16 protein-coding genes are annotated in these 14,499 nt (G+C 56.2%); 6 read left to right on the top strand and 10 right to left on the bottom strand.

Translation table 11 applies throughout. From position 1 onward, the window contains the following. Positions 1 to 214 precede the first annotated feature (214 nt). Together ACOTXR_RS01460 and ACOTXR_RS01455 are read right to left on the bottom strand one after the other, a co-directional pair. A complete protein-coding gene (locus tag ACOTXR_RS01460; RefSeq protein WP_045281078.1) occupies positions 215 to 1,045 on the bottom strand; it encodes an N-acetylmuramoyl-L-alanine amidase in 831 nt (276 codons plus the stop codon). After that, positions 1,042 to 1,365, bottom strand: a complete 324-nt coding sequence (locus ACOTXR_RS01455) for a heavy metal-binding domain-containing protein (protein WP_023332507.1) — start codon at positions 1,363 to 1,365, stop codon at positions 1,042 to 1,044. The genes ACOTXR_RS01460 and ACOTXR_RS01455 overlap by 4 nt, the downstream gene beginning before the upstream one ends. Before the next feature lie 97 nt (positions 1,366 to 1,462). Here ACOTXR_RS01455 and ACOTXR_RS01450 point away from each other — a divergent pair, with 97 nt between their 5' ends. The 6 genes from ACOTXR_RS01450 (at position 1,463) to artJ (ending at position 6,005) form a co-directional block, all read left to right on the top strand. Further along, entirely contained in the window at positions 1,463 to 1,981 is a 519-nt protein-coding gene (locus tag ACOTXR_RS01450) for a lipoprotein (protein ID WP_014883164.1), read from the top strand. 226 nt (positions 1,982 to 2,207) lie between these two features. After that, positions 2,208 to 2,936 carry an arginine ABC transporter ATP-binding protein ArtP gene (gene artP / locus ACOTXR_RS01445; protein ID WP_014883163.1) on the top strand — a complete coding sequence of 243 codons (729 nt, stop codon included), beginning with the start codon at positions 2,208 to 2,210 and terminating at the stop codon, positions 2,934 to 2,936. A 19-nt stretch (positions 2,937 to 2,955) separates the two neighbouring features. Beyond that, positions 2,956 to 3,687 carry an arginine ABC transporter substrate-binding protein ArtI gene (gene artI, locus ACOTXR_RS01440; RefSeq protein WP_008500032.1) on the top strand — a complete coding sequence of 244 codons (732 nt, stop codon included), beginning with the start codon at positions 2,956 to 2,958 and terminating at the stop codon, positions 3,685 to 3,687. Positions 3,688 to 3,693: 6 nt separating this feature from the next. Next, positions 3,694 to 4,410, top strand: a complete 717-nt coding sequence (artQ, locus tag ACOTXR_RS01435; RefSeq protein WP_014883162.1) for an arginine ABC transporter permease ArtQ — start codon at positions 3,694 to 3,696, stop codon at positions 4,408 to 4,410. Next, the gene (artM, locus tag ACOTXR_RS01430) at positions 4,410 to 5,078 is read left to right on the top strand and encodes an arginine ABC transporter permease ArtM (protein WP_014883161.1); all 669 of its coding nucleotides are present in this window, start codon (positions 4,410 to 4,412) and stop codon (positions 5,076 to 5,078) included. Before artQ ends, artM begins: the two co-directional genes overlap by 1 nt. 195 nt (positions 5,079 to 5,273) lie before the next feature. Then, a complete protein-coding gene (gene artJ / locus ACOTXR_RS01425; protein WP_014883160.1) occupies positions 5,274 to 6,005 on the top strand; it encodes an arginine ABC transporter substrate-binding protein ArtJ in 732 nt (243 codons plus the stop codon). An 87-nt stretch (positions 6,006 to 6,092) separates the two neighbouring features. On the opposite strand, the gene ACOTXR_RS01420 is transcribed toward artJ, so the two are convergent. From ACOTXR_RS01420 to potF, 8 genes are all read right to left on the bottom strand, one after another. Beyond that, a complete protein-coding gene (locus ACOTXR_RS01420) occupies positions 6,093 to 7,562 on the bottom strand; it encodes a sensor histidine kinase (RefSeq protein WP_045281115.1) in 1,470 nt (489 codons plus the stop codon). Beyond that, positions 7,546 to 8,253: a response regulator transcription factor gene (locus ACOTXR_RS01415; RefSeq protein WP_014883158.1), complete on the bottom strand. Its 708-nt coding sequence runs from the start codon at positions 8,251 to 8,253 to the stop codon at positions 7,546 to 7,548. The genes ACOTXR_RS01420 and ACOTXR_RS01415 overlap by 17 nt, the downstream gene beginning before the upstream one ends. 105 nt (positions 8,254 to 8,358) lie before the next feature. Next, positions 8,359 to 9,498, bottom strand: a complete 1,140-nt coding sequence (gene rlmC, locus ACOTXR_RS01410; RefSeq protein WP_058690434.1) for a 23S rRNA (uracil(747)-C(5))-methyltransferase RlmC — start codon at positions 9,496 to 9,498, stop codon at positions 8,359 to 8,361. A gap of 40 nt (positions 9,499 to 9,538) precedes the next feature. Continuing rightward, complete coding sequence (locus ACOTXR_RS01405) at positions 9,539 to 10,057, bottom strand: YbjO family protein (protein ID WP_058690435.1); 519 nt, start codon at positions 10,055 to 10,057, stop codon at positions 9,539 to 9,541. Positions 10,058 to 10,077: 20 nt separating this feature from the next. Then, positions 10,078 to 10,923, bottom strand: a complete 846-nt coding sequence (potI, locus tag ACOTXR_RS01400; protein ID WP_014883155.1) for a putrescine ABC transporter permease PotI — start codon at positions 10,921 to 10,923, stop codon at positions 10,078 to 10,080. Beyond that, the gene (potH, locus tag ACOTXR_RS01395; RefSeq protein ID WP_014883154.1) at positions 10,920 to 11,855 is read right to left on the bottom strand and encodes a putrescine ABC transporter permease PotH; all 936 of its coding nucleotides are present in this window, start codon (positions 11,853 to 11,855) and stop codon (positions 10,920 to 10,922) included. The genes potI and potH overlap by 4 nt, the downstream gene beginning before the upstream one ends. Positions 11,856 to 11,865: 10 nt before the next feature. Beyond that, positions 11,866 to 12,999: a putrescine ABC transporter ATP-binding subunit PotG gene (gene potG / locus ACOTXR_RS01390; protein WP_023332502.1), complete on the bottom strand. Its 1,134-nt coding sequence runs from the start codon at positions 12,997 to 12,999 to the stop codon at positions 11,866 to 11,868. 98 nt (positions 13,000 to 13,097) lie between these two features. Then, positions 13,098 to 14,210, bottom strand: coding sequence for a spermidine/putrescine ABC transporter substrate-binding protein PotF (potF, locus tag ACOTXR_RS01385; RefSeq protein ID WP_014883152.1), 1,113 nt, complete (start codon positions 14,208 to 14,210; stop codon positions 13,098 to 13,100). Positions 14,211 to 14,499 lie beyond the last annotated feature (289 nt).

Genomic DNA, 14,499 nt, shown 5'->3' with positions numbered 1-14,499 from the left:
CCTTGGCCTTAGAATATTTTCCTGATGATACGCTCAAGGAGAAAAATAAAAGATGAATGAGATATATTTATTTGCCGCATTAATTAGCAAGCTATGTGTCTATCTTAAATGCGGATAATTTTAAGTCAATTAACTAAAAATGAATTGAGTTTGTACCTAAGATTAATCTCAAGTAAATCAGGAGTAATTGGCGCTTTCGGGGGTATCCGAAGGATTACCCCTGCCCGTATTTCTCTAAAAGCGCCTCAGCAATGGCCATCGTTTCGACATCTGCGACGCCGTTCCACAGGTCAGGCCTGAAGTGCATCTGGAATACCATGATGATACGTTTTTGCTGCGCTGGGGTGCTGTTGGCCGGTACGTCATAGCCGTAGCGCGCAAGCAAATCGAGTAACGCTGCGGTATCCACCGCCTGAAAGCGTGGTCGTCCGTTGATATAAAATGCGACGCGCGCGGGATCGGGCCATGCGCCTATCCCCTGCTGAGCCAGCTGTCGCCACGGGAACAACGGACCGGGATCGTCTTTGCGCTGCGGCGCAATGTCCGAATGGGCCACCACGTTCTCAGGTCTGATGTTGTAGCGGGCAATGATGTCTTTGGCGAGTGGCACCAGCGCCGCAATCTGCGCGGGTTCGAAAGGCGTAAAACGCTTTACGCCAGCAGACGTTTGCCAGCCACGATTTTCAAGTTCAATGCCCACAGACGTATCATTAATTCGGTTGGTACCGCGCCAGAAGCTGATACCAGCATGCCAGGCCAGTTCGCTCTCGGGTACCAGTTGCCAGATACGCGGCTTGCCGTCTGGTGCTGGCGGGTTTGCGGGGATCAAATAATGAGAGCTGACGTTTTTATCGGTTAGGGTCGCCAGCGACGTGTCAAAATCATCGGCGGTGTAGTGGATCACCAGCACCTTTATTCGCGGGTAGGCCGCCTGCGCCTGATGGCGGGTATCCAGCTCGTACGCGCCTTTATCAACAATGCCCTTTTCCGAGGTACATCCTGCCAGCAACAGCGCCAGCAGGAGAGTGGAGAGCGAACGCTTCATCGACGGGTTTTCACCGCCGTTCCACTGACGCTCACCATCAGCATGCTGGCATCTTTCCCGACCGTTTCGTAGTCGATATCAATGCCGACTACCGCATCCGCACCCAGCGCCTTGGCCTGCTCGCCCAGCTCCTTAAAGGCAATTTCTCGCGCTTTACGCAGCTCTTTTTCGTAGGCACCGGATCGTCCACCCACGATGTCACGGATGCCAGCAAAAAAGTCGCGGAAGATATTGGCACCGAGAATTGCTTCCCCGGTCACCACGCCGCAATACTCGGTTATTGTTTGCCCTTCCAGGGTTGGCGTTGTTGAAAACTGCATAGTTTCTCTCCTTCTTTAGCGTTCAATGCCTTAGGCACAGCATTATCGGTTCGTTACGCTATGATTGAAAGGATAGTTAATAAATAAGGAAATCAACATGCGCTACTCTGCTTTAACACTTTTGGTGCCCTGCGCGCTGGTGCTCAGCGCCTGTACCACCACGGTCACGCCAGCCTTTAAGGATATTGGTACCCGCAGCGGCCCCTGCATTGACGGCGGCCCGGACACCGTGGCGCAGCAGTTCTATGATTACCGCATTCAGCACCGCAGCAACGATCTCACCGGCCTGCGCCCTTACCTGAGCGACGGTCTGGCAAAACTGCTCAACGACGCCACCCGCGATCCGCAGCATAATACCCTGCTTAAATCCGATCCGTTCTCCAGCCGTACCACGCTGCCGGACAGTGCGGAAGTGGCCAGCGCTTCTACCATTCCCAACACCGATGCGCGAAACATTCCGCTGCGCGTCAAGCTGACCCAGGGGACCCAGTCCTGGCAGGATGAGGTACTGATGATCCGTGAAGGTCAGTGCTGGGCTGTCGACGACGTACGCTACATTGGCGGCAGCGTTCATGCCCCGGCAGGCACGCTGCGCCAGTCGATTGAGAACCGCTAAATCATCAGTTATAAAAATGTTACCCCCGTAAAATGTCCGGCATTTCTCGCGGAATGCCGACATTTATACTCGCCGCCTTTGCCCTTCGCTATTTTGTGCTATGTTTAAGAGGAAATACGGGTTATATTTAACTTTTAACGCAGAAATATTGCATAACTATTCTGTCAACGGTACTATCTGCGGCCTCAATTGCTATAGATTGCCTGGATGAGTAAAGACTGCCCCGATGAGTATTAAACTAAACGGCATTAACTGCTTCTACGGCGCACACCAGGCGCTGTTTGACATCACGCTGAACTGCCCGGAAGGCGAAACGCTGGTTTTGCTTGGCCCAAGCGGTGCAGGTAAAAGCTCCCTTCTGCGTGTCCTTAATCTGCTTGAAATGCCCCGTTCAGGTACGCTGGCGATTGCCGGTAACCATTTTGATTTCGCGAAAACGCCGTCTGATAAAGCGATTCGCGAGCTGCGTCAAAACGTCGGCATGGTCTTCCAGCAATATAATCTCTGGCCGCATCTGACGGTGCTGCAAAACCTGATTGAAGCCCCGTGCCGCGTGCTGGGGTTAAGTAAGGATCAGGCCATCGGCCGTGCCGAAAAGCTGCTGGAGCGTCTGCGCCTTAAGCCTTACAGTGACCGTTATCCGCTGCATCTTTCGGGTGGTCAGCAGCAGCGTGTGGCGATTGCCCGTGCGTTGATGATGGAACCGGCGGTTTTGCTGTTTGATGAACCGACCGCGGCGCTGGACCCGGAAATCACCGCTCAGATCGTCAGCATTATTCGTGAGTTGGCGGAAACCAATATCACGCAAGTCATCGTTACCCACGAAGTGGAAGTGGCGCGTAAAACCGCCAGCCGTGTGGTCTACATGGAAAATGGGTATATCGTTGAGCAAGGTGATGCGAGCTGCTTCGCTAACCCGCAAACCGATGCCTTCAAAAACTATTTATCTCATTGATTGTGTCAGGGGAAATATAATGAAAAAAGTATTACTTGCCGTGCTGCTTGCTGGCGTTACCCTTTCCGCTACCGCAGCCCAGACCATTCGTTTTGCCACGGAAGCGTCTTACCCTCCGTTTGAGTCCATTGATGCAAACAACAAAATTGTTGGCTTTGACGTAGACCTGGCAAACGCCCTGTGTAAAGAGATCGATGCGACCTGCACTTTCAGCAACCAGGCGTTTGACAGCCTGATCCCAAGCCTGAAGTTCCGCCGTATCGATGCCGTCATGGCCGGTATGGACATCACCCCTGAGCGTGAAAAGCAGGTGCTGTTTACGACCCCTTACTACGACAACTCGGCGCTGTTCATTGGTCAGAAAGGGAAATTCACCTCTGTTGATCAGCTGAAAGGCAAAAAAGTGGGCGTGCAGAACGGCACCACGCACCAGAAATTCATCATGGATAAGCATCCGGAAATCACCACCGTTCCGTATGACAGCTACCAGAACGCGAAGCTGGATCTGCAAAATGGTCGTATTGACGGCGTCTTTGGCGACACCGCGGTCGTGACCGAGTGGCTGAAAGCGAACGATAAACTGGCGCCAGTAGGCGACAAAGTGACCGATAAGGACTACTTCGGTACCGGTCTGGGGATTGCCGTTCGTCAGGGCAACACTGAGCTGCAGCAGAAGTTCAACGCTGCGCTGGAAAAAGTGAAGAAAGACGGCACCTACGAAACCATCTACAAAAAATGGTTCCAGAAGTAATTCCTGATGAATGAAATTTTTCCTTTAGCAAGCGCCGCCGGGATGACCGTCGGCCTTGCCGTTTGCGCACTGATTATCGGCCTGGTGCTGGCGATGTTCTTTGCGGTGTGGGAGTCCGCGAAATGGTTCCCCGTCGCCTGGACAGGCTCCGCGCTGGTCACTGTGCTGCGTGGACTACCGGAAATTCTGGTGGTCCTGTTTATCTATTTCGGCTCCTCGCAGCTGCTGCTTACTCTGTCGGATGGCTTCACTGTCAATCTTGGCTTTGCGCAGATCCCGGTGCAGATGCAGATTGAAAACTTCGACGTCAGCCCGTTCCTGTGCGGCGTGATAGCCCTCTCCCTGCTCTACTCGGCGTACGCGTCGCAAACCCTGCGCGGTGCGCTGAAAGCCGTGCCGCAGGGGCAGTGGGAGTCGGGTCAGGCGTTGGGTATGTCGAAATCAGCGATCTTCTTCCGTCTGGTCATGCCGCAGATGTGGCGCCATGCCCTGCCGGGCCTTGGTAACCAGTGGCTGGTGCTGCTGAAAGATACCGCGCTGGTGAGCCTGATCAGCGTTAACGATTTGATGCTGCAAACCAAAAGCATCGCCACCCGTACTCAGGAGCCCTTTACCTGGTACATTGTGGCGGCGGCGATCTACCTGGTGATCACGTTGCTCAGTCAGTACATCCTCAAGCGTATTGACCTGCGGGCGACGCGCTTTGAACGGAGACCAGGCTGATGCTTGAATATTTCCCGGAGCTCATGAAAGGGCTGCACACCAGCCTGACGCTGACCGTGGCGTCCATTATCGTGGCGCTGATCCTGGCGCTCATCTTCACCATCGTCCTGACGCTGAAAACGCCGGTACTGGTATGGATTGTGCGCGGCTACATCACCCTGTTTACCGGTACGCCGCTGCTGGTGCAGATCTTCCTGATTTACTACGGCCCGGGACAGTTCCCGTCGCTGCAGGAATATCCGGTTATCTGGCATCTGCTCTCTGAGCCGTGGCTGTGCGCCCTGATAGCCCTTTCCCTGAACAGTGCGGCCTATACCACCCAGCTGTTCTACGGCGCGATTCGTGCCATCCCGGAAGGGCAATGGCAGTCCTGTGGGGCGCTCGGCATGAGCAAGAAAGACACGCTGGCGATCCTGCTGCCGTACGCCTTTAAGCGTGCGCTCTCCTCTTACTCCAACGAAGTGGTGCTGGTGTTCAAGAGTACCTCTCTGGCCTATACCATCACCCTGATGGAAGTGATGGGCCACGGACAGCTGCTGTATGGACGCACCTATGACGTGATGGTCTTCGGCGCGGCGGGCGTGGTGTATCTGGTCGTGAACGGCCTGTTAACGCTGATGATGCGCCTGATTGAGCGTAAAGCTTTAGCGTTTGAGCGCAGATCGTAGGCCAGGTAAGCGCAGCGCCACCCGGCAAGAAGTGCATAAATGTGATTAATCAATGCGGATAACTTTCTGGTTATCCGCTTTTTTTTGCCATAAAAACAATATTTAATCATTTTTATTGCATATAAATTCATTAACTGGCATTGTACATCCAGGCCGCAGACACGGCGCATAAATAAGACAGACGGGAGCATTACCATGAAAAAGTTAGTTCTGGCCGCATTACTGGCAACGTTCGCAGCAGGCGCATCCGCAGCGGATAAAATCAATTTTGGCGTGTCCGCCACCTATCCGCCGTTTGAATCGCTGGATGCCAGCAACCAGATCGTCGGTTTCGATATCGACCTGGCGAAAGCGCTGTGCAAACAGATGCAGGCCGACTGCACCTTTACCAACCACGCCTTTGACAGCCTGATCCCGTCGCTGAAGTTCAAAAAATACGATGCGGTAATCTCCGGAATGGACATCACCCCAGAGCGCAGCAAGCAGGTAGCGTTCACCGACCCGTACTACGCCAACTCGGCGGTAGTGATTGCGAAGAAAGGGGCGTATAAGTCCTTCGACGAGCTGAAAGGCAAACGCATCGGGATGGAAAACGGCACCACGCACCAGAAATACCTGCAGGACAAACATCCTGAAGTGAAAACCGTGGCCTATGACAGCTATCAGAATGCGATTATCGACCTGAAAAATGGCCGTATTGATGGCGTCTTCGGCGATACCGCCGTGGTCAACGAGTGGCTGAAAACCAACCCACAGCTGGGCACGGCGACCGAGAAAGTGACCGATCCACAGTACTTCGGTACCGGCCTCGGCATCGCGGTACGTCCGGATAACAAAGCCTTGCTTGCAAAACTGAACGGCGCACTGAAAGCGATTAAAGCTGACGGTACGTACCAGAAAATCAGCGAGCAGTGGTTCCCGCAGTAAGGTGTTTTGCCGGGTGACGGCTTCGCCTTACCCGGCCTACGAGGGGGGTTTTGTAGGCCGGATAAGCACAGCGCCACCCGGCAATTCTCACAACGGCACAAAGAACCTGAATCGTGCCCCACTCACCGACTCCATGAGCCGTATTCCACCGCCGTGCAGCTCCAGCATCCGTTTGACGATTAACAGCCCTAACCCGCCGCGGTTCTCCCGCGAGGCCTGAGTGTTCAACGCTGAAGGCCGCTGGAACAGATCGTCGCGCAGCGACGCATCCACGCCCGTACCGCTGTCAGCCACTTCGACCTGAAGCTGTTCATTCTCCTGCCAGACCGCCAGACGAATTTCCCCGCCGGTCGGCGTATGACGCATTGCGTTATCCAGCAAATTGGTCACCACGCGCTCGATCATTGATACATCGGCATTGACCAGCGGCAACGGCCCAGGCACGTCAATATGCAGATTGACCTCTCGCGTGCGGGCAGTGAGCTCAAACTTCTGCGCCACGTCGGAAATCAGCTCCGCCATCGCGAAACGCTCGCGCTGCGGTTTAATACCGCCGTGCTCAAGACGCGCCAGCTCAAACAACTGCTGGGAAAGATGGCGTACCTTTTGCCCCTGACGCAGGGCGGTGGCGAGATATTGCTGGTGCTCCTGAGGCGTCAGCGTGGTGGATTTCAGCGACAGCGTTTCCAGATAACCCAGCAGAGAGGTCAGCGGCGTGCGGAGATCGTGCGAAATATTGGCGATAAACTCCCGGCGCTGGCGATCGCTGTCGGCCAGTTGATCCCACTGGCGGGTGATTTTGCGCGCCAGCTCGATAAAACTGTTGCGCAGGCGTGCCACTTCGTCATTGGCCGCGACGTCCGGCGGCTCTGCTGCCAGCAGCCTGATTGCGCTAATGCTGTCCTGCTCAAGCCCGGTGACCTCTTCCGTCAGGCGTTTAACCGGACGCGTCACCCAGTACCAGACCAGTAATCCCGCCAGCAGGCCGAACAGTGCAACCCACAGCAATGACCAGAGCACCGTGCTCCACAGCGCCTTATGCCAGGCCATGTCCGCCAGCGCATTCGACTCCTCGCCCTGCAAAATAATGTACAGGTAGCCCTTAAGCTCGCCGTCCTGACGCAGCGGCGTGGCGCTGAAGACTTTTTTGTTCTGGCTGCGCGGATCGTCGCCCAGTACCGGGATGGCGGTGCCGCTCAGGAAGGTCTGAACCGGTGCCAGATCGATTTTTTGCCGCTGAATATGCCCCGGCGGGGCGGCATCGGCCAGGATATCGCCGTCGGGTGAGACAACATAGAGCTCCACGCTCGGATTAAAGGTCATCAGACGGTCAAAGAGCGGTTTCAGCGAACTGCGGTCAACCCTGCCCTGCGCGTCGAGAATCGGTTCCCGCTGGACGATCTGCTGCGCCAGTCCGCCCGACAACCGCTGCACCATCGCGTTGCCGTATTGCGTACTGGTGTAGAGCTGTACCGCGCAGGCGACGGTGGCGCAGAGCATCATCAGCAGAATGAACAGCAGCGTCAGGCGCTGGCTGAGGCTAAAGCGACGCATCAGGCGTTGGCTCCGCAAATTTGTATCCCTTACCCCAGACGGTGCGAACGATTTCCGGCTCGGCAGCGTCCTTCTCAATCTTGATGCGCAGGCGGTTGATATGGGTGTTGACGGTATGCTCATAGCCTTCGTGCTGATAACCCCAGACCTGCTCCAGCAGCGCCAGACGGGAAAACACCTCGCCAGGGTGGCGGGCAAAGAAGTAAAGCAGTTCGAATTCGCGCGGGGTGAGATCCACCACCTGTCCGTGGAGCAGGACGCTGCGCGCCAGCGGGTCGATCGTCAAACCGTGCGCCTGAATTTGCCCGTCCGTTTGTGCCTGCCCCATCGCCTGCTGACGGCGGAACAGCGCTTTGATGCGGGCAATCAGCTCCTGCACCGAAAACGGCTTAGCCAGATAGTCATCGGCACCGGTTTCCAGCCCGGTAATGCGGTCGGTTTCGCTGCTGCGGGCGCTGATGATGATGACCGGCAGGTAGCGCGTCATCTGACGGATGCGTCGGCAAATCTCCAGCCCGTCAACGTTCGGGAGCATCAGGTCGAGGATCACCGCATCCCACGGCTGTTTTTCCAGGCGCTGCAGGGCGCTGCCCCCGTCGGGCTCGTGGGTGATGGCGTAGCCTTCGTCTTCTAAATTGAGTCGCAGAAGCGCCGCGATATCGTGGTCGTCTTCCACCAGCAGGATGTGCTTCATGGGTCAGCCTTCAATCATTTCTTATGACGTAAGCTTACCTGATTTCGAGCGGGGGAAGAGTTCACATTTTGTTGAACATTGTGCGGGGTTCATGCCGGGTGGCGGCTACGCCTTACCCGGCCTACGGGTTAACAACGTCAACACTTCGTAATGCGCGGTATGCGGGAACATATCGAAAAGCTGAACGCGTTCAATGCGGTAGCCCGGCAGGCTGGCGATATCTTTTGCCATGGTCTGCGCATTGCAGCTGGAGTAGACGATGTAATCCGGTGCCATCTGGCTCAGGTAATCGCAGAGTGCGTTTCCGATGCCCCGTCGCGGCGGGTTGACCAGCACCAGTTCCGGCACATTGCCCTGGCCGGTGGCGAACTGGGTAGAGTCAAGCGCCTGGAAGTGGAGATTCGTTAACCCCAGCCCGGCGGCGGACTGTTTCGCGCAGGCAATCGCTTCAGCAGAGATCTCAATCCCGGTCAGCTGCATTTCAGACGTGGCGCAGTGCAGGCCGAAACCACCCACGCCGCAGAACAGATCCCACATATGATGAATGTTTAACGCCCGAACCCAGTCACGGGCGGTGGCATACAACGCACTCGCGACGGTCGGGTTGGTCTGGAAGAAGCTTTGCGGGCGGATCCACAGCGGTACGCCGTTGAAATTTTCGGCCAGCGCAGGCTGTTCGGTGAAGAAGATCTCTTTCTCCCCTTCCATAATCGCCATGTGCACCGGCTGTATGTTTGCCGTAATGACCTTAAGCTGCGGCAGTTGCGCCTGCAGCCACGGCAGCGCCGCGCGAAGCTGCGCCAGCTTCGCTTCCGAGCGCAGCACAAAACGCAGCATCATGCCGCCGTCTAGCTGGCTTTCCGTCAGCAGGAGATATTTCAGCTCGCCGCGCTTGCGGGCGACGTGGTAGGGCGTTAACCCTGCCCGCGCAATAAACGGTTTGAGTGCGGCAAAGACGGGTTCAAACGACGCGGGATACAGCGGGCAGTCGGTTAAGTCTTCCGGCGTGCCGTCGCGGTGCAGCATCCCCAGCAGCGGTTTTTCGACGCTGCCGCTGACCACCATTTTGGCTTTGTTGCGAAAGCCCTGCTCCGGTCCGCTGACGGGTGCGCACCACTCCCCCACCGCGTGTTCAGCCAGCAGCTGTTGCAGGTCGGCCATTTTGGCGGTGAGTTGTTGAGAGACCGGCTGTTCTATCCACTGACAGGAGCGGCAGCGTCCGGCGTCATAGAGTGCGCACTGCATATGAAAACCTTAAGAATAACGGGGGCTGCGATTATACACATTATTGCAACTGGAAGAACCGTCGACTGGACGCAGGCACGAACAGGAAGAACAGCACCAGCATATCCGGCAGTTTTTGCAAAAACAGCGCGTGCAAAATCTCGCGTTTTGATCCGCCCGCAATGCTGAACAGTTCGGGATAGCCATACCCCAGCGAGGCGGCCCACAGGTAGCTGGCGGCGGTCACCTGCGTCAGCAGATAGACCCAGCGCGCCCAGTTGCGCCCTTTGACCAGCGAAAACGCACAGTAGATCTCAATGAACACCAGCACCAGGCTGCTCAGAAAAACCAGCGTCAGATTCCACGTCTGCACGCTGCGGTGAATGAATTCACCGATACCGCGCACGCCCAGGGTATTCATAATCATCAGCACGTCCAGGCAGCGGATCATAATAATGGCGAGCGCCGCCACCTGTACCAGCGCAGGAACGTTAGGACGAGCGTGCGTAAGCCGTGATTTTTTTAATAATCCCAATGTTTTACTTCCCTGAAAAACAGTGCCGCGTGATACGCGGCACATCACTGGAAATTTTAAATGCTTCAGCCGCGTCTTGCACGCTGGATATCACGCACGCGCTGTTTTTCCGCGCGCGCCATCAAATACCAGGCGATAAATCCGACAATTCCGACCACGCCGAGGATGATAGAGGCCAGGGCGTTGATCTCCGGGTTAACCCCCATGCGCACGCTGGAGAAGACCAGCATCGGCAGCGTTGTCGCCCCCGGGCCGGAGACAAAGCTGGCGATCACCAGATCGTCGAGCGACAGGGTAAATGCCAGTAGCCAGCCGGAGATCACCGCCGGCATGATCATCGGCAGGGTAATGATGAAAAAGACCTTTAGCGGGGTCGCGCCGAGATCCATCGCCGCCTCTTCTATCGAGCGATCCAGCTCGCGCAGACGCGAGGAGATCACCACGGCGACATAGGCGGTACAGAACGTGACGTGCGCCAGCCAGATGGTGAGCATGCCGCGATCCGCCGGCCAGCCGATGGCATGCGCCAGCGCCACGAACAGCAGCAGCAGCGCAAGGCCGGTAATCACGTCCGGCATGACCAACGGCGCGGTGATCATAAAGGCGAAGCCGTTCGAACCGCGAAAACGGCCGAAACGCACCATCACCAGCGCGGCGATGGTGCCCAGAACAGAGGCCATCGTTGCCGCCAGTGCGGCGATGGTCAGGCTCAGCCCTACCGCGCTCATCATTGCATCGTCGTGGAACAGCTCACTGTACCAGCGCGTCGACCAGCCCGCCCAGACCGTCACCAGTTTGGAACTGTTGAACGAGTAGATCACCAGCATCAGCATCGGCGCATACAGGAAGGTAAAGCCGATCGCCAGGATCGCAATTCGCCACGGGGAGCGCACTACCGGTAAGTTATTCATCCGTGGTCTCCCATCTGTTTCTGCTGATGTTTGTGGAACCACATGATCGGCACGATCAACAGCAGCAGCATGATAATCGCCACCGCAGACGCCACCGGCCAGTCGCGGTTATTGAAGAACTCCTGCCACAGCACGCGGCCAATCATAATGCTGTCCGGCCCGCCGAGCAGCTCCGGGATCACAAACTCCCCTACCGCCGGAATAAAGACCAGCATCGACCCGGCGATAATCCCGCCTTTGGTCAACGGGACAATGACGCTGAAGAAGGTTTTCAGCGGACGCGCACCGAGATCAAGCGAGGCTTCCACCAGCGAGTAATCTATCCGCGTCAGCGCCGTATAGATCGGCAGAACCATAAACGGCAGATAGGCATACACAATGCCAATATAGACCGCGAGGTTGGTGTGCAGGATCGTCAGCGGCTGATCGATAACCCCAAGCCACATCAGGACGTTATTCAGCACGCCGTTGTTTTTCAGGATCCCCATCCAGGCGTAAACGCGGATCAGGAATGAGGTCCACGACGGCAAAATCACCAGCAGCAGCAGGATATTACGCGTCGAGGGTTTACTGTGCGCCACGGCCCACGCCAGCGGATAGCCCATCACCAGACAGCAGAGCGTCGAGATCGCCGCCACCTGCAGCGACTGCAGATAGGCTTCAATATAGAGCGGGTCCTCGGTGAGCTGCAGGTAGTTACCGAGGTTTAAGGTCAGCGTCAGCTGCCCGTCTGCCCACTCCCACAGGTCGGTATACGGCGGGATCGCCCGCGCCATCTCCGCCAGGCTGATCTTGAAAACGATCAGGAATGGCAGCAGGAACAGCAGGATCAGCCACACGTAAGGCATGGCAATCACCAGCTTGCGGCCGTGCTTCATCTTAAGGCGCGTCAGCCAGCTGGCTGCGCGGGCTGGAGGTTCAAGTGTACTCATTGGCCGCTCCTTATACCGTCAGCACGACACAACTGTCAGCATCCCAGCACAGGCGCACTTCGTCGCCCCAGGTCGGCTGACCTTTGCGGTAGCGATGTTCGTTTTGCAGCTGGGCGCTCAGCATCTGACCGCTTTTCAGACGCACATGATAGATAGACAGATCGCCCAGGTAAGCAATGTGCACCACTTCACCCACGGCGAAGTTATAGCCATCGGCTGGCGGATCGTCACAAAGCATGATCTTCTCCGGACGCAGCGCGACGTAGACCGGCACGTTGTCCACCACGGCGCTGTCAGGATCGACCTTGAGCGGATGCTGCAGACCCGGCGATTCAATGACCAGGCCATCCTCCTGACGATCTTTCAGTAGCCCTTCGAACACGTTGACCGAACCGATGAACTCGGCGCTGTAGCGGGTGGTTGGATGCTCATAAATCTCCTCCGGCTCGCCAATTTGCACAAACTTCCCGCGGTTCATGATCGCAATACGTCCGGCCATGGTCATGGCTTCTTCCTGGTCGTGGGTCACCATTACGCAGGTCACGCCGACGCGCTCAAGAATATCCACCACTTCCAGCTGCATACGGTCACGCAGTTTTTTATCCAGGGCCCCCATCGGCTCGTCGAGCAGCAGCAGTTTCGGGCGTTTTGCCAGGCTTCTGGCGAGCGCCACGCGCTGGCGCTGGCCGCCTGAAAGCTGGTGCGGTTTACGCTTCGCGAACTCCTGCATATGGACCAGACTCAGCATCTCGGCCACGCGCGCGGTGATTTCGGCTTTTGGCAATTTATCCTGCTTCAGGCCAAAGGCGATGTTCTGCTCCACCGTCATGTGCGGGAACAGCGCGTAGGACTGGAACATCATGTTAATCGGGCGCTGGTACGGCGGCACGCTGGAGAGATCCACGCCATCAAGCATGATTTGCCCGGCCGTGGGTTGTTCAAAACCGGCTAACATACGCAGCAGGGTTGATTTGCCACAGCCCGATGCGCCCAGTAGCGCGAATATTTCACCTTTATAGATAGTCAGGCTGACGTCGTCCACGGCATGCTGGCCATCGAAAGATTTGGTGAGGTTACGAATTTCAAGAAGCGGGGTCAGCGCTTTACGGACTTTCGCCTGCGGGCGGGGGATCGCGTCATTCACGGGGTGCTCTCCGGCAGAAATCAAATCATGGTGCAGGCGCACCAGAACGGTGCGCCTGTTGCCGGGGGCGCTTCGCTTGCCCGGCCTGTGACAAAGGGTTACTTACCGCTTTTCACCTTGGTCCACGCACGGGTACGTACGCGGTCAATTTTTGGATCCTGTACTTTCAGGGTGAAGAGCTTGGCGAACACGTCCGCTGGCGGATAAATTGCCGGATTACTGCGGATCGCTTCACTCACCAGCGGCACGGAAGCCTTGTTACCGTTGGCGTAATAAACGTGGTCGCTGATGTGGGCGATCACGTCCGGACGCATCAGGTAGTTAAGGAACTGATACGCTTCGTCTTTGTTTTTCGCATCAGCTGGCATCGCGAAGACGTCGAAGAAGGCCAGCGCCCCCTCTTTCGGGATGAAGTAGGACACATTCACGCCGTTTTTCGCCTCTTTCGCGCGGTTCGCCGCCTGCCACACGTCCCCGGCCCAGCCAATCGCAACGCAGATGTCACCGTTCGCCAGGTCATTGATGTACTGGGAAGAGTGGAAATAGCGAATGTTTGGACGCAGCTTCAGCAGCAGATCGGTCGCCGGACCGGTGTAGTCATCCGCCTTGTTGCTGTTCGGATCTTTGCCCAGGTAGTTCAGCACGGTGGCAAAAATCTCTTCTGGCGCGTCCAGGAAAGAGACGCCGCAGCTTTTCAGCTTCTCAAGGTTTTCCGGCTTCAGCACCACGTCCCAGCTGTCCAGCTTGACGTCCGGGCCCAGCGCCGCTTTGACTTTATCCACGTTGTAGCCGATACCGGTGGTCGCCCACAGGTAAGGCATGGCGTATTTGTTATCCGGGTCATGCTTAGCCACCAGCTTCAGGACTTCTGGATCGAGGTTTTTCCAGTTCGGTAATTTGCTTTTGTCCAGTGGCTGGAAGACACCCGCGGTCAGCTGACGCTCCAGGAAGCTCGCGGAAGGCACCACCAGGTCAAACCCGGTGCTGCCTGCCATCAGTTTTCCTTCCAGCACTTCGTTGGAATCGAAAACGTCGTAGACCACTTTAATGCCGGTCTCTTTCTCAAAATTGGCCACGGTGTCCGGCGCAATATAGTCAGACCAGTTATAAACGTGCAGCGTTTTTTGTTCCGCAGCGAGCGTGCCGGCAGAGACGGCCATCAGAGCACCCGCAACCAGACCCGATAACCATTTTTTATTCAAGGCGATCATAGTGTTATTCCTTCTGAAAGCTCGTTAACAAACGAACTAAAACTGTGCAATCTGGATATATGCAAAAATCATGCATAGTTTGTCGCTCTGCTCAAAATAAAAAGAAACCTCTTTACCCGGCAGGATCCGCTCGCTTTTTGAAGCATCGCAAGAATAACTGTAGCCCGTGTCTCCGGCTATAGCCCAGACGAAAAAACGCCTTTTATCAATTTTTTATGCAGGTTTAGTCTACGTGATAAGCCGAAACGGCCTTTGGTGAGGTGAAAAATTCTTTAAAGAAAGGTTAAAA

This window comes from Enterobacter cloacae complex sp. IR53030, from assembly GCF_049238365.1.
GTDB classification, from domain to species: Bacteria; Pseudomonadota; Gammaproteobacteria; order Enterobacterales; family Enterobacteriaceae; genus Enterobacter; species Enterobacter kobei.
The sequence above is the reverse complement of the archived record's forward strand: the minus strand, read 5'-3'. Positions and strand labels throughout refer to the sequence as shown.

What these genes read in the sequence shown, in the direction of transcription:
- ACOTXR_RS01460 (WP_045281078.1), bottom strand. Translation starts at nt 1,045, where the DNA reads ATGAAGCGTTCGCTCTCCACTCTCCTGCTGGCGCTGTTGCTGGCAGGA.
- ACOTXR_RS01455 (WP_023332507.1), bottom strand. Translation starts at nt 1,365, where the DNA reads ATGCAGTTTTCAACAACGCCAACCCTGGAAGGGCAAACAATAACCGAG.
- ACOTXR_RS01450 (WP_014883164.1), top strand. Translation starts at nt 1,463, where the DNA reads ATGCGCTACTCTGCTTTAACACTTTTGGTGCCCTGCGCGCTGGTGCTC.
- artP (WP_014883163.1), top strand. Translation starts at nt 2,208, where the DNA reads ATGAGTATTAAACTAAACGGCATTAACTGCTTCTACGGCGCACACCAG.
- artI (WP_008500032.1), top strand. Translation starts at nt 2,956, where the DNA reads ATGAAAAAAGTATTACTTGCCGTGCTGCTTGCTGGCGTTACCCTTTCC.
- artQ (WP_014883162.1), top strand. Translation starts at nt 3,694, where the DNA reads ATGAATGAAATTTTTCCTTTAGCAAGCGCCGCCGGGATGACCGTCGGC.
- artM (WP_014883161.1), top strand. Translation starts at nt 4,410, where the DNA reads ATGCTTGAATATTTCCCGGAGCTCATGAAAGGGCTGCACACCAGCCTG.
- artJ (WP_014883160.1), top strand. Translation starts at nt 5,274, where the DNA reads ATGAAAAAGTTAGTTCTGGCCGCATTACTGGCAACGTTCGCAGCAGGC.
- ACOTXR_RS01415 (WP_014883158.1), bottom strand. Translation starts at nt 8,253, where the DNA reads ATGAAGCACATCCTGCTGGTGGAAGACGACCACGATATCGCGGCGCTT.
- rlmC (WP_058690434.1), bottom strand. Translation starts at nt 9,498, where the DNA reads ATGCAGTGCGCACTCTATGACGCCGGACGCTGCCGCTCCTGTCAGTGG.
- ACOTXR_RS01405 (WP_058690435.1), bottom strand. Translation starts at nt 10,057, where the DNA reads ATGTGCCGCGTATCACGCGGCACTGTTTTTCAGGGAAGTAAAACATTG.
- potI (WP_014883155.1), bottom strand. Translation starts at nt 10,923, where the DNA reads ATGAATAACTTACCGGTAGTGCGCTCCCCGTGGCGAATTGCGATCCTG.
- potH (WP_014883154.1), bottom strand. Translation starts at nt 11,855, where the DNA reads ATGAGTACACTTGAACCTCCAGCCCGCGCAGCCAGCTGGCTGACGCGC.
- potF (WP_014883152.1), bottom strand. Translation starts at nt 14,210, where the DNA reads ATGATCGCCTTGAATAAAAAATGGTTATCGGGTCTGGTTGCGGGTGCT.